The organism is Streptomyces sp. NPDC025833, from assembly GCF_055558055.1.
In genome coordinates, this window is sequence record NZ_JBVHNF010000008.1 from 124,974 (window position 1) to 145,119 (window position 20,146).

General features: G+C 74.0%; 18 protein-coding genes, 1 tRNA gene and 1 pseudogene. 14 read left to right on the forward strand and 6 right to left on the reverse strand.

Going from position 1 to position 20,146, the window contains the following annotated elements; translation table 11 throughout:
* Nucleotides 1–176: 176 nt before the first annotated feature.
* The gene (locus ACZ4K2_RS15845; RefSeq protein WP_467468611.1) at nt 177–491 is read right to left on the reverse strand and encodes a hypothetical protein; all 315 of its coding nucleotides are present in this window, start codon (nt 489–491) and stop codon (nt 177–179) included.
* Between the two features lie 346 nt (nt 492–837).
* Between ACZ4K2_RS15845 and ACZ4K2_RS15850 the strand changes: the two genes are divergently transcribed.
* The 4 genes from ACZ4K2_RS15850 (at nt 838) to ACZ4K2_RS15865 (ending at nt 4,292) form a co-directional block, all read left to right on the forward strand.
* On the forward strand, nt 838–1,698 hold the full coding sequence (locus ACZ4K2_RS15850) for a bifunctional DNA primase/polymerase (RefSeq protein WP_467468609.1): 861 nt from the start codon (nt 838–840) through the stop codon (nt 1,696–1,698).
* 52 nt (nt 1,699–1,750) lie between these two features.
* A complete protein-coding gene (locus tag ACZ4K2_RS15855; RefSeq protein ID WP_467468607.1) occupies nt 1,751–1,993 on the forward strand; it encodes a hypothetical protein in 243 nt (80 codons plus the stop codon).
* 219 nt (nt 1,994–2,212) lie between these two features.
* Complete coding sequence (locus tag ACZ4K2_RS15860) at nt 2,213–3,172, forward strand: hypothetical protein (protein ID WP_467468605.1); 960 nt, start codon at nt 2,213–2,215, stop codon at nt 3,170–3,172.
* Between the two features lie 610 nt (nt 3,173–3,782).
* The gene (locus tag ACZ4K2_RS15865) at nt 3,783–4,292 is read left to right on the forward strand and encodes a DinB family protein (RefSeq protein ID WP_467468603.1); all 510 of its coding nucleotides are present in this window, start codon (nt 3,783–3,785) and stop codon (nt 4,290–4,292) included.
* 131 nt (nt 4,293–4,423) lie between these two features.
* Here the strand turns inward: ACZ4K2_RS15865 and ACZ4K2_RS15870 are convergent.
* Both ACZ4K2_RS15870 and ACZ4K2_RS15875 read right to left on the reverse strand, forming a co-directional pair.
* Nucleotides 4,424–4,510, reverse strand: a tRNA-Ser gene (locus ACZ4K2_RS15870).
* A 200-nt stretch (nt 4,511–4,710) separates the two neighbouring features.
* Nucleotides 4,711–6,165: a S1C family serine protease gene (locus ACZ4K2_RS15875; RefSeq protein ID WP_467468601.1), complete on the reverse strand. Its 1,455-nt coding sequence runs from the start codon at nt 6,163–6,165 to the stop codon at nt 4,711–4,713.
* Nucleotides 6,166–6,417: 252 nt separating this feature from the next.
* Between ACZ4K2_RS15875 and ACZ4K2_RS15880 the strand changes: the two genes are divergently transcribed.
* From ACZ4K2_RS15880 to ACZ4K2_RS15890, 3 genes and pseudogenes are all read left to right on the forward strand, one after another.
* Entirely contained in the window at nt 6,418–7,245 is an 828-nt protein-coding gene (locus tag ACZ4K2_RS15880) for a glycerophosphodiester phosphodiesterase (RefSeq protein ID WP_467468598.1), read from the forward strand.
* A 106-nt stretch (nt 7,246–7,351) separates the two neighbouring features.
* Nucleotides 7,352–7,945: pseudogene (locus ACZ4K2_RS15885) on the forward strand (ATP-binding protein); the annotation flags it as partial.
* 392 nt (nt 7,946–8,337) lie between these two features.
* Nucleotides 8,338–9,300 carry a DUF5926 family protein gene (locus ACZ4K2_RS15890; RefSeq protein WP_467468597.1) on the forward strand — a complete coding sequence of 321 codons (963 nt, stop codon included), beginning with the start codon at nt 8,338–8,340 and terminating at the stop codon, nt 9,298–9,300.
* Nucleotides 9,301–9,544: 244 nt separating this feature from the next.
* Here the strand turns inward: ACZ4K2_RS15890 and ACZ4K2_RS15895 are convergent, their stop codons facing one another.
* Together ACZ4K2_RS15895 and ACZ4K2_RS15900 are read right to left on the reverse strand one after the other, a co-directional pair.
* Complete coding sequence (locus ACZ4K2_RS15895; RefSeq protein WP_467468595.1) at nt 9,545–10,150, reverse strand: hypothetical protein; 606 nt, start codon at nt 10,148–10,150, stop codon at nt 9,545–9,547.
* A gap of 55 nt (nt 10,151–10,205) precedes the next feature.
* Nucleotides 10,206–10,871, reverse strand: coding sequence for a bifunctional DNA primase/polymerase (locus ACZ4K2_RS15900; protein WP_467468593.1), 666 nt, complete (start codon nt 10,869–10,871; stop codon nt 10,206–10,208).
* Nucleotides 10,872–11,482: 611 nt separating this feature from the next.
* On the opposite strand from ACZ4K2_RS15900, the gene ACZ4K2_RS15905 reads away from it, so the two are divergent.
* Nucleotides 11,483–12,886 (forward strand): PP2C family protein-serine/threonine phosphatase, encoded by a 1,404-nt coding sequence (locus ACZ4K2_RS15905; protein ID WP_467468591.1) that lies wholly within the window; start codon nt 11,483–11,485, stop codon nt 12,884–12,886.
* Between the two features lie 157 nt (nt 12,887–13,043).
* The gene (locus tag ACZ4K2_RS15910; RefSeq protein ID WP_467468589.1) at nt 13,044–14,528 is read left to right on the forward strand and encodes an aminopeptidase P family protein; all 1,485 of its coding nucleotides are present in this window, start codon (nt 13,044–13,046) and stop codon (nt 14,526–14,528) included.
* 82 nt (nt 14,529–14,610) lie between these two features.
* On the opposite strand, the gene ACZ4K2_RS15915 is transcribed toward ACZ4K2_RS15910, so the two are convergent.
* Entirely contained in the window at nt 14,611–15,054 is a 444-nt protein-coding gene (locus ACZ4K2_RS15915) for an ATP-binding protein (RefSeq protein WP_467468587.1), read from the reverse strand.
* A gap of 187 nt (nt 15,055–15,241) precedes the next feature.
* Between ACZ4K2_RS15915 and ACZ4K2_RS15920 the strand changes: the two genes are divergently transcribed.
* The 5 genes from ACZ4K2_RS15920 (at nt 15,242) to ACZ4K2_RS15940 (ending at nt 20,141) form a co-directional block, all read left to right on the forward strand.
* The gene (locus ACZ4K2_RS15920) at nt 15,242–16,096 is read left to right on the forward strand and encodes a hypothetical protein (RefSeq protein ID WP_467468585.1); all 855 of its coding nucleotides are present in this window, start codon (nt 15,242–15,244) and stop codon (nt 16,094–16,096) included.
* 170 nt (nt 16,097–16,266) lie between these two features.
* Nucleotides 16,267–16,995 (forward strand): YcnI family copper-binding membrane protein, encoded by a 729-nt coding sequence (locus tag ACZ4K2_RS15925; protein ID WP_467468583.1) that lies wholly within the window; start codon nt 16,267–16,269, stop codon nt 16,993–16,995.
* Between the two features lie 101 nt (nt 16,996–17,096).
* Nucleotides 17,097–17,750, forward strand: a complete 654-nt coding sequence (locus tag ACZ4K2_RS15930) for an SCO family protein (protein WP_467468581.1) — start codon at nt 17,097–17,099, stop codon at nt 17,748–17,750.
* Nucleotides 17,747–18,214 (forward strand): copper chaperone PCu(A)C, encoded by a 468-nt coding sequence (locus ACZ4K2_RS15935; RefSeq protein WP_467468579.1) that lies wholly within the window; start codon nt 17,747–17,749, stop codon nt 18,212–18,214. Before ACZ4K2_RS15930 ends, ACZ4K2_RS15935 begins: the two co-directional genes overlap by 4 nt.
* A gap of 10 nt (nt 18,215–18,224) precedes the next feature.
* Nucleotides 18,225–20,141: a copper resistance CopC/CopD family protein gene (locus tag ACZ4K2_RS15940; RefSeq protein WP_467468576.1), complete on the forward strand. Its 1,917-nt coding sequence runs from the start codon at nt 18,225–18,227 to the stop codon at nt 20,139–20,141.
* Nucleotides 20,142–20,146: the final 5 nt, after the last annotated feature.

Here is a 20,146-nt window from a genome sequence, read left to right on the forward strand (position 1 = left end):
GGCCCGGGGGGGCGGGGGCCCCCCCGGGGGGGGGGGGGCCCCGGGCGGGGGGGGGGGGCCCCGGCCCCCCCGGCCCCCCCGGGGGGGGGCCCCCCCCCGGCCCCCCCCCGCCGACGTGTCACGACCCCGGAGCACGCACGCCGAGGACCCTCCCCACGAGGGACCTCAGCCGGGGATCACCACCACAGGTGGGTGAAGTGGATGGCGACGTTCTCGTTGCCCTGCTGGATGGCGGTCCCCACGGAGCCGTTCACCTGGGCCGTGTTGTTCTGGTTCGAGGCGCCGGAACCGGCCGCGTTCTGGTTCGAGGTGGACGAGTTCCCGTGGTTGCTGCCGCCGACCCCGCTGCCGAGCACGCCCGCCGCCCCCGCGTTCGATCCGTTGCCCGCGAGGACGCCGTTGTCCGCCGACGCGACCCCGGTGAAGAGGGCGGCCGCGAGCGGGAGGGCGGAGACGGCGGCGATGGCGCGGGCGGTGCGGATGCTTGCCATGTTGTTCCTCCAGAACCGAGCACTGAGTGAACTACGCATTACGTCAGGGCAGTTGGCCGACCGCCTTGACTGTCGTGGACGACGTCGCGCCACCAGAGTTGCCCACCTGATCACCACGAACCACCTCGGGAGCCGTGCTTCGCACGCAAGCGTGACGAACGGGCGGTAAACCCCCCGCACCACCTTTCGCCCCCCTCACCCCCTGACGGAGCCGGCCCACCCCACCCGCGGCCCGGGCGGCACAAGGGACGAATCGTTCCGGCGCCGTTCGGCCGATCCGCCCCGCGCCCGGCGCGCCACCGAAGCGCGCCCTTCCCTTTTTCGAACGACGTACGAACATGGAGCCATGGCCACCACCGACCGGCGGGCCACGAGGCCGGCCCTCGCGCACGCCCTGGCAGCCGCCGAGCGCGGCCTGGCCGTCCTCCCCCTGTCCCGGACGAAACTCCCGGCCCTGCGCTCCCCGCACCACGGCGACCCCGGCCGCACGCCCTGCCACGGCGAGTGCGGCCGCTTCGGCCACGGCGTGTACGACGCCTCCACCGACCCGGTCCGCATCCGCGAGCTGTTCGCCGCCGCGCCCCGGGCCACGGGCTACGGCATCGCCTGCGGACTGCCCCCGCACCGGCTGATCGGCGTCGACCTGGACACCAAGCCCGGCACGGACTCCTCGGCCGCCCTGCGCGAACTGGCCCTGCGGCACCTCTTCTCGATCCCCGAGACGGTCGTCGTGCTCACCCCGAGCGGCGGCCGCCACCTGTGGCTCACCGGCCCGCCGGGCACGGTCGTGCCGAACTCGGCCGGCCGGCTCGCCCCCGGCATCGATGTCCGGGGCGCCGGCGGCTACCTCGTGGGCCCCGGCTCCCGCACCGTCCACGGCGTCTACACCACCGCGCCCGGCACCGCCCACCTGGTCCCCGCGCCGTGCCCGCCGTCCCTGCTCCGCCTCCTGCTCCCCCCACCGCACCCCCGCCACCCGGCCCCGCCCGGGGACCACGGCCGGGGGCTGGTCCAGTTCGTGCTCCACGCCCACGAGGGCCAGCGCAACACCCGCCTGTTCTGGGCGGCCTGCCGCGCCTACGAGAACGGCATCGGCCCCGCCCTGGCGGCCCCGCTGGCCGAGGCGGCCCGCCGCGCCGGCCTGTCCGAACACGAGGCCCGCGCCACGATCGCGTCGGCGGCGCGGATGACGGGGCACCGGCCGTGACCGGCGGGCCGCTGGACAGGCGCCGGGCCGAGAAGGCTCTTACGATCCGAACGTGACCGACATACCCGACGAACTGATCAGGCTGCAACGCACCGCCGAGGAGGAGCGCGCCCGCCTGGCGGGCCTCACCGGCGCGGCGTACGAGGAGCAGCGGCGCCGCTTCTGCGCGGCCGCGGACGCGGTGCGCGCGGCGGTCACCGCACACGCCGAGGCGACCGGAAACGATCCGCACGAGGTGGAGCAGGCCGCCCGCCAGGCCCTGCGCCACTCCCAGGAGGACCCGGCCGTCGAATAGCAAGCCGCCCGCCCGGCAGACACCCTGCGAGAGGGGGCCCCGCGCGAGGCGCCCCTTTCCGCCCTGCTCGCCCACCCCCGTCGGCGTCCACGCGAAGGCGCGCAGCGGCCCGTCTTCGGCCGTGCCGCCACGTACTTGGCCGTATTTCGCGGGCCACGCGCTCCTCTATGCACCATGCTTTGCAGACGGTTGCTGGAGCGGTGACGACGGGGGCCCCACATGGAACCGACAGAGCTGGTCATGTCCGCGGTCCGGCTGGTGGTGTCGTCCGCGGGCAACGGGGCGGCCACCGCGGTGGGCACCCGGGTCGGCGAGTTGGTCTCGGACCGGCTGCGCCAGTCGCCGGATGGCCGGCGTGCGCTCGGCGGGCTGGAGGCGTCGGCCGGCGACGGGCAGCCGGGCGAACCCGCTCAAGCCGCGGTACGCGGTGCGCTGCTCACCGAGGTGCTGGAGGACCCGGAGTTCCGGCGGCGGCTGGACGAGGAGGTCACCCGGGCCGTGGCACGGGCCCGGCAGGGCGTGCCCCCCATGCCGACGGGACAGCCGGGCATCACCATCGGCGGGACTCGGACCACGATCAAGCGCAGCCAGTTCTCCCTCGGACCACTCACGATCCACAACACCCGGACCAGCCGGTCGCTGGCGGTCGTCGTCCTGGTGATCGCCGTCGTGGCCGCGGTGCTGCTTCTGCGGGACGGCGGAAAGGAGAAGAGCGCCGCTCCGCTGACCGACATGGCCGTGGTCCGCACCGTCGTCCCCGACCCGGGCAGCGTGCCGGCCGACTGGACCGTGACGGAGCGGGCCGCGGCACAGCGATGCGGTGGTCAGGCCGACTGTACGAAACTGCTCGGGGCCGCCGTGGCCGAATGGCGGGAGGCAGGGGTCGCCGTCTACGCGGCCGAGTCCGTCGGGGCGGCGTCGGACCTCTACGCGGAGGCACGCACCGGTCTGCTGGGCGCGAAGTCCGCCCAGCCGCTGGAGACGGGCGGCATCGGGGACGAGTCGACGGGAGCGCACGCCGAGGACGGGATCGTCGTGTGGGTGCGCAGCGGGACCGTGGTGGTGAAGGTCGTGGGCAAGGACGACGAGGCCGAGGTGACGAAGCTGGCGAGGGTCGTCGCCGCGCGTGCGGACGAGGCCCAGCGCGGCGAGACCCCGACCGCCTCGATGCGGTCCTAGCGAGCGTCGGGGTATCAGCGGAACCGGGGCCGGGGCGGGCCTGGGCGGGCGCCGTGAGGCCGCGCCTGTGTCGGCGCGACCCGTCTGACCTGCGTCGATACTGAAGGGCTCGTGGCACGCGGTGAGTTGGGGCACGGCGGTGCTAGAGTGTCGCCTCAATAATCGAAAACGGCATGCCAAAGGGACGCCCGCCCACCTTCCACAGCAGCAAGCGCCCGATGGCTCCAAGGAGGTGTCCCGTGCCCAAGGAGCACGATCCGACCATCCCCTCCAGTGCATGCCATTGCACCGCACTGAACGGTACGCACCCTAGCGCCGGGCTCGCGCGATCCGCAAGTACGACGTTGCCCGGGCAGTCGCGGTGGATGCAGGTGCTGCCCGCCGTGACGAACCTGATCGCGGCTGTCTCGCCGATCGCCGTAGCCGTCATCACGAGGGCCTGGTAACCGGCGCGGCGATCCGTGCCGCACAGGCCATCCGGAACGAGAACGGCCCCCGGCCGGCCACCCGGGTCGAGGGCCCTTCTCACCGCCCGCGGTTCTCCTCGTACCGGACCGCCGACGTGGGTGGACACTCCCCCTGAACGCAGGCTCGGACGAGGAGCACGACAGTGACCGGCGACAACCGCAGAGGACCGCCCAGTTTCGGCAGCGAACGCGACACGCTGCGGGCTTTCCTCGACTACCACCGCGCGACCCTCGCCATGAAGTGCGAAGGGCTCACCGACGGGGAACTGCGGCGGCAGTCGATGCCGCCGTCCACGCTTTCGCTGCTCGGGCTGGTGCGGCACATGGCGGAGGTGGAGCGCGCCTGGTTCCGTCGAGTGTTCGAGGACCACGACGCGCCCATGGTCTGGTCCGACGAGGTCGACTTCCAGGCGGCGTACGACGCGAGCGCGTCGACCAGGGACGAGGCGTTCGCGGCCTGGGAGGCCGAGGTGGAGACCTCGCGCCGGATCGAGCGGGAGGCGCGGTCGCTGGACCGGGCCGGGTATCAGCCACGCTGGGGCGAGGAAGTGTCGCTGCGGATGGTGATGGTGCACGTGCTCCTGGAGTACGGCCGCCACAACGGGCACGCGGACTTCCTGCGTGAAGGTCTCGACGGGACCGTGGGCGCTTGAGTCCGCAGGGGCCCCCTGTCTCCACCTGCCGCTCCTAGGCGCTGCCACCGGGCAGGCCGGCACGGGGACCGACACGAAAAGGGCCCCCGGCCGGCTACCCGGGTCGGGGGCCCTTCTCACTGCTCACAACGCGGAGGCGGTGGGATTTGAACCCACGGTGACATCGCTGCCACGACGGTTTTCAAGACCGTTCCCTTCGGCCGCTCGGGCACGCCTCCCCACGTCGCCGGAGACCGGAGACGCGGGTACACATTACCGGCCCGCCACCGGACCGGGGGCGGTGGCCGTGCCCCCGGTGCCTGCCGGAGGGCGGGGAGGAGCGGGCGCGCGCCCGCTTCCCAGCCGGGTTCCGCGGGCCCGGCGCGGGACAAGGGGGCGCCCTCGCGGCGGGTGCCCCCTCAGCCGTGCCGCCGGAGCGTCAGCTGTCGCCCTCGCGCGTGCCCAGGGTCAGCCGCACCGAGTGCTCCTGGCCGCCCCGCTTGTAGGTGACCGCGACCTTGTCACCGGGCTTGTGCGTCCAGATCTCGCCGATCAGGGTGGGGCCGCTGTCGATCACGTGGTCGTCCAGCTTGGTGATGACGTCGCCCGGCTTGAGGCCGGCCTTGTCCGCGGGGCCCCCGGACTCGATCGCCGCCGCGCCGCCCGTGCCCTGGTCGGTGATCTTCGCACCGTTGGAGGAGTCCTCCAGGGAGACCGAGGCGCCGATCTTGGCGTACACCGGCTTCCCGGTCTTGATGAGCTGCTGGGCGACGTACTTGGCCTGGTTGATCGGGATGGCGAAGCCCAGGCCGATCGAGCCGGACTGACCGGAGCCGAACCCGCCGCTGCTGCTGGACTGGATCGCCGAGTTGATGCCGATGACCGCACCGGAGGCGTCCAGCAGCGGACCGCCGGAGTTGCCCGGGTTGATGGACGCGTCGGTCTGCAGGGCGCTCATGTACGACGCCTTGCTGGTGGAGCTGCCGTCACTGGAGGCCACCGGGCGGTTCTTGGCGCTGATGATGCCCGTCGTCACCGTGTTGGACAGCCCGAACGGGGCGCCGATGGCGATCGTCTCGTCGCCGACGGCCACCTTGTCGGAGTCGCCGAGGGCGAGGGGCTTGAGGTCGGAGGGGGCGTTCTTGAGCTTGATGACGGCGACGTCGTAGCCCTGGGCGTGGCCGACGACCTCGGCGTCGTACTTCCTGCCGTTCGGGAACGTGGCCGTGAGCTTGCCGCCGTCGACCGCGTCCGCGACCACGTGGTTGTTGGTGACGATGTGGCCCTGGGTGTCGAACACGAACCCGGTGCCCGTGCCGCCCTCGCCGTTGCTGCTCTCGGCCTGGATGGTGACCGTGCTGGGCAGCGCCCGGGCGGCCGTGTTGGCGATCGTCCCCGGCGCGCGCTTGACCTGCGTGGCGCTGTCGGACGCGGAGACGGTGGTGGAGCCCTGGCTGTCGTTGTCCTTGGCCAGGGTGTAGCCGAGGCCGCCGCCGAGGCCGCCCGCGACCAGCGCGGCCACCAGGACCGCCGCCACCAGCCCGCCGCGCCCGCCGCGCGGCTTGGGCGCGGGCTGCTGGTACGCGGCTCCCCACCCGGTGACGTGCCCGTCGGCGCCGTGACCCGCGTCGCCGTACGCCGGGCCGCCCGGCGGAGGGGGCGGCCAGGAGCCCTCGGGGGCCGGACCGGCCGGGTGGGACCCGTAGGCCGGGTTGCCGCCGGGGCCCGCGGCGCCCGGTGCCGCCGGGCTCGCCTGGGGCAGGGGCGGCAGCGGTGCCGTCGGCGCGCTCTCACCGGGCCCGGGACCCTGCGGGGCGGCGGTGGGAGAGGCCGTCGGCACAGGAGGTGCGGACGGCGCCGGGGGTACCGTGTTGCCCTCGTTATCGGTGCTCACAGCTCTTCTCCTCGATCCACGCCTGTTGTCGTCGGTCGCATTGCGGTGTGCAGTCAGCTTTTCCCACGAGCCGTCAGAGCACCATAAGCGGTGCCTGTGGGTCCGCCCGTTCCCTTTACATGGGACCTATGGCAACGTCCAAGACAAAAGTTACATACATGAAGCAGGGTGCGCGTCCCCGTTCGCCGCCCGGACCCGTCCGCACCCGGCCGTGCCGCTCCGGGTACCCGCCGGCGGTGGCACCATGACGCGGTGACCCACGCACCACGGCATTCCATCCAGGTCGTCGCCCACCGGGGCGCCTCCGAAGACGCCCCCGAGCACACCCTCGCGGCCTACCGCAAGGCGATCGAGGACGGCGCCGACGCCCTGGAGTGCGACGTCCGCCTGACCGCCGACGGCCACCTGGTCTGCGTCCACGACCGGCGGGTGAACCGCACCTCCAACGGTCGCGGCGCCGTCTCCGCACTGGAACTGGCCGATCTCGCCGCCCTCGACTTCGGCTCCTGGAAGACCCGCGAGGCCTGGCGCGGGCGGGACGAGGAGCCCGACTGGGAGCACCGGCCCGAGGACCGCGGGGAGACCTCCGTGCTCACCCTGGAGCGCCTGCTGGAGCTGGTCGCGGACGCCGGGCGCGGGGTGGAGCTGGCCATCGAGACCAAGCACCCCACACGCTGGGCGGGCCAGGTCGAGGAGCGGCTGCTGGCGCTGCTGCACCGGTTCGGCCTGGACGCGCCCGCCTCGGCGGCCGAGTCGCCGGTGCGGGTCATGAGCTTCTCGGCCCGCTCGCTGCACCGCGTGCGTGCGGCGGCGCCCGAACTGCCGACGGTGTACCTGATGCAGTTCGTCTCGCCGCGGCTGCGGGACGGGCGGCTGCCCGCGGGCGTGCGCGTCGCCGGCCCCTCGATCCGCTTCGTGCGCAGCCACCCCGCCTACGTGGAGCGCCTGAAGCGGGCCGGGCACCAGGTCCACGTGTGGACGGTGAACGAGCCCGAGGACGTCGACCTCTGCGTCGAGCTGGGCGTCGACGCCATCATCACCAACCGCCCGAGCGCGGTGCTGCGCCGGCTCGGCCGCTGAGCCGGCCGCTCCGCGACCCGCCGGGACCGGTGCCCGCGGTCACCGAGGGGCACGCTCCGTGACGGGGAGTGCACCGGCGCGTCCGCTGTGTGCGCGCCCCCGCGGAATGCGTCACCGGAAGGGGATCGGCCGGTTTCCGGCGCAGGCCGAAGGGGCATCCACACCGTGGCGTGGGGCGAAGGAGGTCTCGGGGGTGGCGTTGATGGTGGCACAGGAAGTGCCGACATCGTCGAGCATGGCCGTACCCCACGGTCCTGCGGGCGTGCGGAAGGCACGGCACCGGATGCGGGCGCAGCTGCGCGGCGGCGGCGTGGCGGAATCGGTCATCGACGACGCCGTGCTGATCCTCTCCGAACTGCTGAGCAACGCGTGCAAGCACGGGCGGCCGCTGGGGGACGCGTCGGCCGGGGACGGCGACGTCCGCGCCGCCTGGCGGGTCGACGCGTGCGGGCGGCTCGTCGTGGAGGTCACGGACGGTGGCGGCCCGACCCGCCCGGCGCCCGCCACTCCGTCGGTGACCGCGCACGGCGGTCGCGGGCTGAACATCATCACGGCCCTCGCCGACGACTGGGGTGTCCGGGACGACGTCCGGGGCGAGGTGACGGTCTGGGTGCTGGTCCACGCGGACGTGCACGATCCCGATGCCGGTCTCCGGCACGGCGGCTTCGCCGCGCACGTCGTCCACCCGGCGGCGCCGGAGCCGGTCCTGCGGGACGGCGGGCTGTCGCACCTCGCGGACGTGGCGGGCCTGCCCGAGCCGGCCGCCGCGGAGCCGGTCCTGCCCGGCGCGCACGGCGCCTCCGGCCTGCACGACCTGCACGGGCTGTCCGATCTGTCCGGCCTGTCGGGCCTGTCGGGCCTGGACCTCGCGGACGTGTGCGCGGACCGGGACTGACCGCGGGCGGACCGATACAGGGCCGGGACTGACCGGTGGCGGACCGATACGAGGGCCGGGACTGACCGGTGGCGGCGCCCGCCGGTTCACACCACCGGCGTCGGGCACGGGTGCGTTGCCCACGGGTTCCCGTCCGTGATGGCCCGAACGGCTAGGCTCCCGCCGTACCAGAAGAGCCGTAACCGGGAGACCCCACCATGGCCAAGAAGCGACCCCAGACGAAGGTCAAGCCGCAGCTGATCGACGGGGAGATCCCGGTTGTCGGCGCCCGCGAGCCGTGCCCCTGCGGCAGTGGCCGGCGGTACAAGGCCTGCCACGGCCGGGCCGCCGCGCAGGCCGCCACCGAGCTGGTGCAGCGCCCGTTCGAGGGGCTGCCCGGCGAGTGCGACTGGGTCGCGCTGCGCGAGCTGGTCCCGGCGGCCACGGCCGAGCTGCCGCTGCGGGGCGGCCTGCCCGAGGGCGTCCCGTCGGTCACGCTGGCCACGGTGCTGCCGATGGCCTGGCCCGCGCTGCGCCGGGACGACGGCTCGGTCCTGATCGGCCTGCAGAACGACACCGCGTCCGGTGACATCAGCCGCGACCTCGCCGACACGCTGCGGCGCGCGCTGGAGGCCGAGCCCGGCACCCCCGTGCAGGGCCGCCGCGCCCCCGCCGACGGCCCGCGGCTCCAGGACCTGCTGGACCCGGAGGGCGCCTTCGAGCCGGTCGTGCACAGCGGCTTCGAGTTCTGGGTGCCGGACGCGGAGAACGCCTCGCCGGAGGTGGCCGCCTCCCTGGAGCGGGCCAACGCCGCCGCCATCCCCACCGTGAAGCTGTCCGGGGTGGACGCCGCCTACTGGTGCGAGACCCCGGACAAGAACCACCTGCGCTGGGTCATGCCGCACCCGGAGGAGCAGCTTCTGGACGCTCTCGCGCGACTGCACGCGGCGGGCCGCTCCGGCCTCGGCGAGGGCACCCGGCTCGTGGGCTCCTTCCGTGCTCACGGCCTCATCGTGCCGGTCTGGGACCTGCCGAGCGGGATGTCGGCCGAGGACGTGGAGAAGCCGGCCGCCGAGTTCGCCGAGCGTCTCGCCGCCGCCCTCGGCGTCCGCGAGCCCCTCACGCCGGAGGAGCGCCGGGCGCGCGGCGGGCTCACCAACCGGCAGGTCACACTCAGCTGACGCGCCGCGCGACGGTGTCACGGCTGAACGGTCGGTCAGCCGTGACCCCGGGCCCCACGGCAGGTGACTCCTGTCACAACTCGCCGTTCCGACGGGGAAATCGTTGTCCGAATCGCCCAGACGGAATTTGCGAACCGCCGATCTCTTGTTACCGTTCCAGTAGCCCGGTTGCTGGTGCATCCCCCGTCGCCAGCAACCGGGTCTTTCCATGTCCGCATGCCGCTGGACAACGTGGAGCGGAACGTCAACTCCCGCGCCGATCCTCGGAGTTGCTGCCCGAGCGGAGCAGCAGGGCGCCCTCGGCACCCCGCGCGGCGAACTCGGCGACGGCCGTATAGGCGCCCGGCCCGCCGCGGCCGCGTTCACGGGGCGTCTCACAGGTGGCGGGCTCGTCGCCGGTCCCGGTGACGCAGCGCGTCCGCACGCTCCGGTCCCCCGGCCCCATCAGGCTCAGCACGGAGTCCAGCGACTCACCGGTGGCGTTGCGGTAGTAGGTGCGCGCCCAGGTGTCCGCACCCCGGGTCAGTACGCAGGTCTGGGCCTCGACGCCGTCGGGCGAGGCGAGTTCGGGACCGCAGTGGGCGGCCGTGACGGTCCCGGCGGCGAGCAGGCGGGGGGTGCGGCGGACGGCGTCCGCGCGGACCCCGGTCCCGCCGCGCACGGCAGCCGACGCGGCGGCGGGCGCGGCGGCCCGGTCGGCGTCGCCCACCTGCCCGGCGGACGCCACGGTCAGCGGCAGCGCGACCGCGCCCGCCACGGCACCCGCCAGGGCCGGCAGACGGATCCTTCGGGGGTCCCGGCCGGCGCGGAGCGGCTGTGGGGCTCGGCGGCCGCCGGAGTGACGCAGCATGCCCGGAAGGGTACGAGGCGGCGGGACCGGCCCGCCCCGGCCGCGCCCGACACCCCTACAACTCGGGCGCGCTCACACCCGTACGAGTGAGGGCCTCCACCACCGCGTCCACCACGGCCTCCACCCCGGGCACCCAGGGCGCGGCCGAGCCGGGCAGCGGGGCGCGCTCCCAGCGGACGGCGCCCTGGCCGGTCTCGGACGGGGGCAGGGCGAGGTAGCCGCCCTCGCCGTGGAAGCGCAGCGAGCCGGGGACGAAGTCCTGGGCGTAGAGCAGTTCGCCGAGCTGCTCCATGGAGTACGGCCGCACGAGCAGCGCCCAGCGGGCCGGCGAGGCGATCACCGGCCCCAGCCGCATGCCGCGCCGGTCGAGCAGGGCGAGGGCGCGGGAGGCGGCCAGCGCCGGCAGGCTCACCGCGCAGGGCGCCGTGCCGCCCGTGGCCAGGATGATCGGGGCGCTCGGCCGGTTGGACCACCACCAGCGCACCATGCGCGCGTCGGTGGTGGCCGCGAGCAGGCCGGGGTCGAAGGGGTGCGCACCGGGCACCGTGCACTCGGGGTCGGGGCAGGCGCACCGGGCCCGGCCCTGCGGGTCCGGTGCCACACCGGGAAGTACCGGCCACTGCCACTCCGCCGCGAAGGTCAGGGCCGCGCCGAGCAATTCGGGCTTCCCGCCGTTACGCCTGGACAGAAGCCTGCGTCGCCTTCCGAGGATCTCGCGCATGAGCGCTCGTTCCTTTCCGTTGCACCGCTGGCAACACCGTGGGCCACATCACACCATGTGTCGATCACTTCACTGTGCGTATCTGATGGCGCATCACACCCCTGCGCACGGCATGGGGAACCCTCAAGGGGTCGATCATCGGCCGTGTCCGCGTCCGTGGTGCGTCTGTCACCAGCACGGTTGCGGCGTGGGGTGGCGAAGTCTGGCGTTTTGCCGTCGCGCGTGTTTCTCTCCGCCTCCGCCACGGGAGGATGGGGCTCGGCCGTCGGTGGTTATGACGCCCGGGTCCGTCGCCAGGTTCCGGGTGGTCCCCAACCACCCCTGGCCTTCACCGAGTACGTACCCATCACGACCGCTGTGACGCTCCGTGGAACGAGGCCAGTCGACCGCAATGGACGGATACCTGAGGCAGTTTTTAGCCAACTTGGCGGTAAGGCAAGGGGTTCGGGCATATCACTCGCCCGCCCATGGACACCAGGAATCCCGGCAGGACAATGCTGGACATCCCCTCACGAGTGCGTGTACATGTGGAGCCACTGCTGGCGGCGCAGAATCACATGGGGGTTTGCGATGCTTCCGAGCACTACGCGCCGATCTGAGAGCCGGACGCCATGAACGCTCCGCACCCTCCGAAAGTGGCCGGAATCGATCCCACAGTTCCCACTTCCGCACACACTGTCGCGCCCGTCCCTCCCGTTCCGGACGCGGGCCCCGTGCCGGTCCCCGCGCCGAACGCCCCCGGCACCCTCCTCCAGGACCGCCTGGCCGGCTGGGTCTCCGAACTGACGACCCTCCACGAACTCACCGAGCGCCTCTCGCGCACCGCCGCCCTCGGCCCCGCCCTGCACGAACTGCTGCACGCCGGAGCCACCCTGGTCGGCGCCCGCCGCGGACTGGTCGTCCTGGAGCCCGCCGACGGCCTCGGCCCCCGCACCACCCTCGGCCTCGGGCTGGACCGCGCCGACCTCGGCCACCTGGAGACCGTGCCGCGCGCCGCGCTGCCCTACGACACCGGCGGCACCGCCGAGGTGGTCCACGCGGACCTGCTCGCCGAGGACGGCCTCGACCCGCGCCACCGCGAGGTCGCCGCCCGCCTCGGCTACGCCGCCAGCTACGCCCTCCCCCTCGCCACCGGCTCCGCCGGCCGCCTCGGCGCCGCCGTCTGGCTCTACGACGAGCCGGCCGAGCCGCACGAACGGCAGCGCCACCTCGCCGGCCTCTACCTCCGGTACGCCACCGAGCACCTCGCCCGCCTCCTGGAGGTGGAGCGCACGCGCGCGTGCGTGGCGACCCTCACCGAGGAACTGCTGCCCTCCCGGCTGCCCCGGGTGCCCGGCGTCCGGCTCGCCGCGCGGCACCGCACGAGCCCGCGCGGCGGCGGCGACTGGTATGACGCCCTGCCGCTGCCGGACGCCGCGCTCGGGCTGTCCGTCGGCTCGGTCACCGGGTCCGGCCCCGGCGCGGTCGCCGCCATGGGCCGGCTGCGCGCGTCGCTGCGGGCCTACGCCGTGATGGAGGGCGAGGACCCGGTCGCCGTCCTGTCCGACCTGGAGCTGCTGCTGCGGCTGACCGAGCCCGCCCGCTCGGCCACCGCGCTGTTCGCCTACTGCGAGCCCGTCCTGCGCAGGATCACCCTGGCCGGGGCCGGGCACAGCCCGCCGCTGCTGATCGGCGAGCGGCGCACCGAGTTCGCCGAGACCTCCGTCTCCGCGCCGCTCGGCATGCTGTCCTGCTGGGAGGCGCCCAGCGCGGAGATCCAGGCGGAGCCCGGCGAGACGGTGCTGCTCTACACGGACGGGCTGCTGCGCCGCACCGGCGACCCGGCGGACCGCGCGTTCGCCCGGCTGCACGCCGCCGCGGCGGGCGTCCCGCGCGCGGTGCGGCACGATCCGGGAGCGGTCGCCGACCACGTCCTGCGCACCGTCCTGCCCGCCGGCGGCGGCGAGGACGGCGTGGTCGGCGTGGACGGCGAGGACGGCGAGGACGTGGTGCTGCTTGCGGCCCGCTTCGACTGAGGACGGGCCCGCCGCCCGCTGGCATGACCGGGCATAACAGGTCATCCGACCCCTGCCCGCTCCGGATACGACCGTACGATGATGGAGGTCCCCGCTCGGCCACGAGCAGGAGCGCGCGGGCCCCGGGGGAGATCACTGGCGTATCGAGGAGGATCACGTGTCCGACGAGCTCAACCCGGCTGTGCCCGACTCCGCTACCGCGGAGGGCCCGGAGACCGAGTCCGAGGAGACCGTCAAGCAGCGGAAGAACGGCCTGTACCCGGGCGTCTCCGACGAGCTGGCCGACAACATGAAGTCCGGCTGGGCCGACACGGAGCTGCGTGACCTGAAGCCGATCGCGCAGGCCGAGCAGACCGCGCGCCGCCGTGCCGCGCTTTCCGCCCGCTTCCCGGGCGAGCGCCTGGTGATCCCGGCGGGCAACCTGAAGACCCGCTCGAACGACACCGAGTACCCCTTCCGCGCCTCCGTCGAGTACGCGTACCTCACCGGCAACCTGACCGAGGACGGCGTCCTGGTCCTGGAGCCGAAGGGCGACGGCCACGAGGCGACGCTCTACCTGCTGCCCCGCTCGGACCGTGAGAACGGCGAGTTCTGGCTCTCCGGCCAGGGCGAGCTGTGGGTCGGCCGCCGCCACTCGCTCACCGAGTCCGCGGCGCTGTACGGCATCCCCGCCTCCGACGTGCGCGAGCTCGCCGACGCGCTGCGCGAGGCCACCGGCCCGGTGCGTATCGTGCGCGGCCACGACGCCGGTCTCGAAGCGGCGCTGACCGACAAGGTCACCGCCGAGCGCGACGAGGAGCTGCGCGTCTTCCTCTCCGAGGCCCGCCTGGTCAAGGACGAGTTCGAGGTCGGCGAGCTGCAGAAGGCCGTCGACTCCACGGTCCGCGGTTTCGAGGACGTCGTGAAGGTCCTGGACAAGGCCGAGGCGACCAGCGAGCGCTACATCGAGGGCACGTTCTTCCTCCGCGCGCGCGTGGAGGGCAACGACGTCGGCTACGGCTCCATCTGCGCCGCCGGCCCGCACGCCTGCACCCTGCACTGGGTCCGCAACGACGGCCCGGTCCGCTCCGGCGACCTGCTCCTGCTGGACGCGGGCGTGGAGACGCACACCCTGTACACGGCCGACGTCACCCGCACGCTGCCGGTGAACGGCACGTACAGCGAGATCCAGAAGAGGGTCTACGACGCCGTGTACGAGGCCCAGGAGGCCGGTATCGCGGCCGTGCGGCCGGGCGCCAAGTACCGCGACTTCCACGACGCCGCCCAGCGCGTGCTCGCCGAGAGGCTCGTCGAGTGGGGCCTGGTCGAGGGCCCGGTCGAGCGCGTCCTGGAGCTGGGCCTGCAGCGCCGCTGGACCCTGCACGGCACCGGTCACATGCTCGGCATGGACGTCCACGACTGCGCCGCCGCGCGCACCGAGACGTACGTCGACGGCACGCTGGAGCCGGGCATGGTGCTCACCGTCGAGCCGGGCCTGTACTTCCAGGCCGACGACCTGACGGTCCCGGAGGAGTACCGGGGCATCGGCGTCCGGATCGAGGACGACATCCTCGTCACGCAGGACGGCAACCGGAACCTCTCCGACGGACTGCCGCGGCGCTCCGCCGACGTGGAGGCGTGGATGGCCTCGCTGAAGGGCTGATCCGGGACGCGAACGGCCGGGCACCGGACAGGTGCCCGGCCGTTCGGCTGCCGGGCGACGGGCGGCGGGCGGCGCCCGGGGATCAGGCCGTGAGCAGCGAGGGGTCCGTCCGCCACTTCAGGATCTTGTCGAAGCTGACCACCGTGCCGCGCCGGCCGGGCCGGACCCGGATGTGGACGTGGTCGGCGAGTTCCCTGATCAGGTACAGGCCGCGCCCGTGCTCGGCGTCCGGGCGGGCGGGCCGCAGCTCCCGGGTGCGGGAGAACCCGGGGCCGGAGTCGATCACTTCGACGCGGCACTTCTCCCCGTCGAGGTACACGGTCACCCGGTAGGCCCCCGAGCCGCCGGGCGCGGCGTCCCCGCCGTGCTCGACGGCGTTCGCGCAGGCCTCGGTCAGGGCGACGGACAGGTCGTACGAGATCTCCGGGTCGACGCCCGCCGTCTCCATCGTGCCGATCAGCAGCCGCCGGGCCAGGGGCACGCTCGCGGCCTCGCGCCGCAGATGGAGTGACCACCAGATGCTCATGCTCCAGCCTCCCGGCCGCGGCTCGACATACCGTTACGTATTGCCGCCCGTGAGTGGCCGTAAGCACTCCGCCGACGTGACCGCGCCCATCCGGCCGACGCGCCCGTGGGCGGAACCGGTGTATGAGGGGCGGCTCGGACGCCCTGCCGTAGGCGCGGGACGGGAGCAGTGGGATGATGAGGCCGCCATGACTGCCCCCCAGCCGCGCACGGCGCGTCCCGGAACCGGGCTGCGGTTCCTGCGGGCCGCGGTGTTCGCCGCGGTCTGCGTCGCGCTGGCCGCGTCCGGGCACGTCCTGGCCTCCTGCGCGGTCGTGCCGCCGTGGACGCTGGGCGCGGGCTTCCTCGGCGCGCTGCTGCTCGTGGTACCGCTCGCCGGGCGGGTCCGCTCGCTGCCGGGCATCGCCGCGCTGCTGGCCGCCGGTCAGATCGTGCTGCACGCGCTGTTCGGGCTGGGCCAGCACGCCGCCATGTCCGCCGCCGGGATGCCGGCGGGGCCCGCGGGCGCCGGGACCACCGGGCTCACCGGCACGCTGAACGACAGCGCCCTGGTCGAGCAGGCCACCCGGCTCGTGTGCGGGTCGGCCCCGGTGTCCCTCACCCCGGGGCACGCCTTCCGCCTGCTCCTCGACGCGCGGCTGATAGACCGCTTCGGCCGGCCGACGGACGCCATGGGCACCGTGCGGCACGTGCACGACGCCGCCGGCGGCCCGGCCGGGCTGCTGCCCTCGCTGCCGATGCTGCTCGGCCACGTGCTCGCGGCCGCCGCCGCCGGCTGGCTGCTGCGCCGCGGGGACCTGGCGGTGCTGCGGCTGATCGAGCTGTCGGCGCACGGAGTCGCCGAGGGGGCACTCGTACGGTCCCTGCGCGCCGCGTTCGCGCTGGCCCGCGCCCTCTGCTCCGGGCTGCCGACGGTCACCGGGCCCTGCCCGCGCCGCCGGCGCCGCGCGCGGGACGGGGCCCCGTCACCGCACACCGCCGTACTCCAGCACACGGTGATCCGGCGCGGCCCGCCCGCGCCCGCGTTCCTCCTCGCCGCCTGACACGACGCGACCACCACTCCAGCCACCGGAAACGGGGAGCCGGACGGGAGGCCGCCGTCGTGCGGCACGCGCGTGCGCGCACACCGTTCCCGGTCACGACGAGCGGCCGGCCCGCGCCCGCGCACTCCCGATCACCCACGGCTCTCACCCGGAGTGGAGTACCCATCGCCATGAAGGCTTCCCGTATCGCAGCCGCCGCCGTCGCCGCCGGCTCGGCCGTCCTCGCCCTGTCCGCCCCCGCCTTCGCGCACGTCACCGTGCAGCCGGAGGGCACCGCGGCCAAGGGCGGTTACGCGGTCGTCGACCTGAAGGTCCCCAACGAGCGCGACGACGCCTCGACCACCAAGATCGAGGTCAGCCTCCCGGCCGACCACCCGATCGCCTCGGTGATGCCCGAGCCGGTCCCCGGCTGGAAGGCGGTCGTCACCACCTCCAAGCTCGACAAGCCGCTTACCGTGCACGGCGAGAAGATCGACGAGGCGGTCTCCAAGGTCACCTGGACCGCCGACGGCAAGGGCATCGAGCCCGGCTTCTTCCAGAAGTTCCCGCTGTCCCTGGGCGCCCTGCCCGAGGACGCCGACCAGCTCGTCCTCAAGGCGATCCAGACCTACGACAACAAGGAGGTCGTGCGCTGGATCGAGGTGCCGCAGAAGGGCCAGGACGAGCCGGACAACCCGGCCCCCGTCCTGGAGCTGTCCGCGGCCACCGACGACGACCACGGCACCGCGAGCCCGGCGGGCACCGCCGGCCAGGCGGACGAGACCGAGAAGACGGCCGCCGCCGACTCCGGCAGCGACACCGACACCACCGCGCGCGTGCTCGGTGTGGCCGGCATCGTCGTCGGCGTCGCGGGCGTGGCCTTCGGGGTCCTCGCGGGCCGTCGCCGGACCACCGCCTGACCTTCCGCTCCACAGCGCGCGCCGGGCGCCGGGCGAGGGCCCACCACGCCGTCGCCCGACCCCGGTGCGCGCCGTAGTTCACACATCTGGGACATTTTTCTATGCGCAAGAAGACGTTCGCCGCGGCCGCGCTGCTGGCCGCCGCCACGCTGACCCTCTCCGCCTGCGGCAACGGCGACGACGACGGTTCGCCGGTCGCCGTGGTCTCGGGCGGGTCCGGCTCCGACCGGTCCGCCACCGTCCTCGACCAGCCGTTCGCCAAGCCGGACCTGGTCCTGACGGACACCCACGGCAAGAAGTACGACCTCCGCGAGGAGACCAAGGGCCACCCGACCCTGGTCTACTTCGGCTACACGCACTGCCCCGACATCTGCCCCACGACGATGAGCAACATCGCCGTCGCCAAGAAGGCGCTGCCCGAGGCCGACCGGAAGAACCTCCGCGTCGTGTTCGTCACCACCGACCCCGGCCGCGACACGCCCGCCGAGACGGGCAGGTGGCTGAAGGGCATCGATCCCGAGTTCATCGGCCTGACCGGCGACTTCGCCAAGATCAAGGCCGGTGCCCGGTCCCTCGGCATCTCCGTCGAGCCGACGACCAAGGACAAGAACGGCAAGCTCGTCTCGGTGCACGGCACCCAGGTCATCGCCTTCTCCCCGAAGACCGACGCCGGCTACGTCCTCTTCGGCGAGTCCGCCACGGTCGACGACTACACCAAGGACCTGCCCGAGATCGCCAAGGGGGCCACGCCGTGAGGCACCGCGCCCTCCTGACCGCCGGCGCGCTCGCCGGCGCCCTGGCCCTCACCGGATGCTCGGACGGCGGCTCGGACTCGGGACCGGACAAGGCCGAGCTGTCCGTTGCCTCCTCCTACATGCCCCAGCCGGTCTCCGCCGACATGGCGGCCGGCTTCCTGACGATCAGCAACGAGGGCGGGACCGAGGACAGGCTGACCTCGGTCACCAGCGACGTCGCCGGGCAGGTCACCATGCACAGCACCGTCGGCGGCGCCATGAAGGAGCAGTCCTCCTTCGTCATACCCGCGCACGGCCGGCTCGTGTTCAAGAGCGGCGGCAACCACCTGATGTTCGAGGAGCTGAAGCGTGCCCCGCGGCAGGGCCAGACGGTCGCCGTGCAGCTCACCTTCGCCAAGTCCGGACCCCTCACCGTCGAGATGCCGGTGAAGTCCGCGACGTTCAACCCGTCGACCGGCCACTGAGGGAGCCACCGTGACCCGGACCACCGCCCCCCGCCTGCGGGCCCTGCTGCTGCTGTGCCTCGCCGTCGCCGGCACGCTGCTGGCAGGAGCCGGACCGGCCTCCGCGCACGCGGCGCTGACCGGCAGCACCCCCGCGCAGGGGGCGGTGGTCGCGAAGGCGCCCACCCGGGTGTCGCTCAACTTCTCCGAGAAGGTGGCGATGAGCGACGGCTCCGTGCGGGTCCTCGACCCCCGGGGCAAGCCGGTCCAGACGGGCAGCCCCGCCAACCCGAGCGGGACGACGTACACCCTGCGGCTCGAGAGCGGCCTGGCCAAGGGCACCTACACCGTCACCTACCAGGTCGTCTCGGCGGACAGCCACCCCGTCGCCGGGGCGTTCACCTTCTCCGTCGGGGCACCCTCGCGGACCGTCGTCTCCGGCACCGGGCCGGTCGCGGGCGGCGGGGTCGTGGGATGGCTCTACGCCGTCGGACGGTACGCCTCCTACGCCGGCTTCATCGTGCTCACCGGCGGCGCCGCCTTCGTGCTCGCCTGCTGGCGGCGCGGCGCGGGCGTGCGAGCCCTCCAGCGGCTGGTCGTCGGCGGCTGGATCACACTGACCGCGGCGACCCTCTGGCTGCTCCTCCTGCGCGGCTCGTACACCGGCTCGGGCGAACTCGGCGACGTCTTCGACCTCGGCCTGCTCGGCCAGGTGCTCCAGACCAAGACCGGTGCCGCGCTGGTCTCCCGGCTGCTGCTGCTCGCCGCCGCCGCGCTGTTCGTCGCCGTTCTCTTCGGTGCCTACACGCGGCGCGAGGAGGGCGTGGAGAAGCGCGACCTGACCTTCGGGCTCACGATCGGCGGCGGGGTCGTCGCGGCGGGGCTGGCGAGCAGCTGGGCCCTGGCCGAGCACGCCTCCACCGGTCTCCAGCCGGGCCTCGCCATGCCGGTGGACGTCGTCCACCTGCTGGCCGTCGCCGTCTGGCTGGGCGGCCTCACCGCGCTGCTGGCCGCGCTGTACCGGGCGCCCGCCGACACCCCGGTGGGGGCCGCCGCCGTACGGCGCTTCTCCCGGCTGGCCTTCGGCTCCGTCCTCACGCTCGTCGCCACGGGCGTCTACCAGTCCTGGCGGCAGCTCGGCGCCTGGCAGGCGTTCACCGAGACCCGCTACGGGCAGCTCCTGCTGGTCAAGATCGGGCTGGTGGCGGTGGTGATCGGCATCGCGGCCGGCTCACGGCGCTGGACGGCGCGGCTCACGGACCGCTCCACCGGTGCCGGGAAGGCGGAGCAGGTCCGCGCCGGCAGAGAGCGGGTCGCCGCCTCGAAGGCCACCCAGGGCGGCGGCGACAAGGGCGGCGCCGACGCCCGGCGCGCGGCCCAGCTCGCCCGGCAGCGCGCGGCCGTCGACGCCGCCCGGCAGAAGCGGCTGCGCGACGCCGACCCGCACCGCTCCGGGCTGCGCCGCTCGGTGCTCGCCGAGGCCGGCGTCGCCGTCGTCCTGCTGGCCGTCACCACCGCGCTGACCCAGACCGAGCCCGGCCGCACCGAGCTGGAGGCCAGGGCGGCCGGCTCCGCGCAGGCGGGCACCGGCACCTCGGCGGCGTCCGGTGCGCACACCCTGGACCTGCCCTTCGACACCGGCGGCACCGACGGCAAGGGCGTCGTGCGCATCGACCTCGACCCCGCCCGCGTGGGCGGCAACGAGATGCACGTCTACGTCCAGCGGCCCAACGGCCGGGCCTTCGACGTCCCCGAGGTGAAGCTCTCCCTCACCCTGGAGGCGAAGAAGATCGGCCCGCTTCCCGTGAACCCCGACCACATCACCACCGGTCACTGGTCGGCCGCCGGGGTGCAGATCCCCATGGCCGGCGACTGGAAGGTCGCCGTCACCGTGCGCACCTCCGACATCGACCAGGTGACCGTCTCCAAGAACGCGCAGATCGGCTGAACCCT

Excerpts from the sequence above, each read along its gene's own strand:
- ACZ4K2_RS15930 (WP_467468581.1), top strand. The coding sequence starts at position 17,097 with ATGCGCAAGAAGACGTTCGCCGCGGCCGCGCTGCTGGCCGCCGCCACG.
- ACZ4K2_RS15895 (WP_467468595.1), bottom strand. The coding sequence starts at position 10,150 with ATGCTGCGTCACTCCGGCGGCCGCCGAGCCCCACAGCCGCTCCGCGCC.
- ACZ4K2_RS15890 (WP_467468597.1), top strand. The coding sequence starts at position 8,338 with ATGGCCAAGAAGCGACCCCAGACGAAGGTCAAGCCGCAGCTGATCGAC.
- ACZ4K2_RS15845 (WP_467468611.1), bottom strand. The coding sequence starts at position 491 with ATGGCAAGCATCCGCACCGCCCGCGCCATCGCCGCCGTCTCCGCCCTC.
- ACZ4K2_RS15925 (WP_467468583.1), top strand. The coding sequence starts at position 16,267 with ATGAAGGCTTCCCGTATCGCAGCCGCCGCCGTCGCCGCCGGCTCGGCC.
- ACZ4K2_RS15915 (WP_467468587.1), bottom strand. The coding sequence starts at position 15,054 with ATGAGCATCTGGTGGTCACTCCATCTGCGGCGCGAGGCCGCGAGCGTG.
- ACZ4K2_RS15920 (WP_467468585.1), top strand. The coding sequence starts at position 15,242 with ATGACTGCCCCCCAGCCGCGCACGGCGCGTCCCGGAACCGGGCTGCGG.
- ACZ4K2_RS15900 (WP_467468593.1), bottom strand. The coding sequence starts at position 10,871 with ATGCGCGAGATCCTCGGAAGGCGACGCAGGCTTCTGTCCAGGCGTAAC.
- ACZ4K2_RS15860 (WP_467468605.1), top strand. The coding sequence starts at position 2,213 with ATGGAACCGACAGAGCTGGTCATGTCCGCGGTCCGGCTGGTGGTGTCG.
- ACZ4K2_RS15850 (WP_467468609.1), top strand. The coding sequence starts at position 838 with ATGGCCACCACCGACCGGCGGGCCACGAGGCCGGCCCTCGCGCACGCC.
- ACZ4K2_RS15905 (WP_467468591.1), top strand. The coding sequence starts at position 11,483 with ATGAACGCTCCGCACCCTCCGAAAGTGGCCGGAATCGATCCCACAGTT.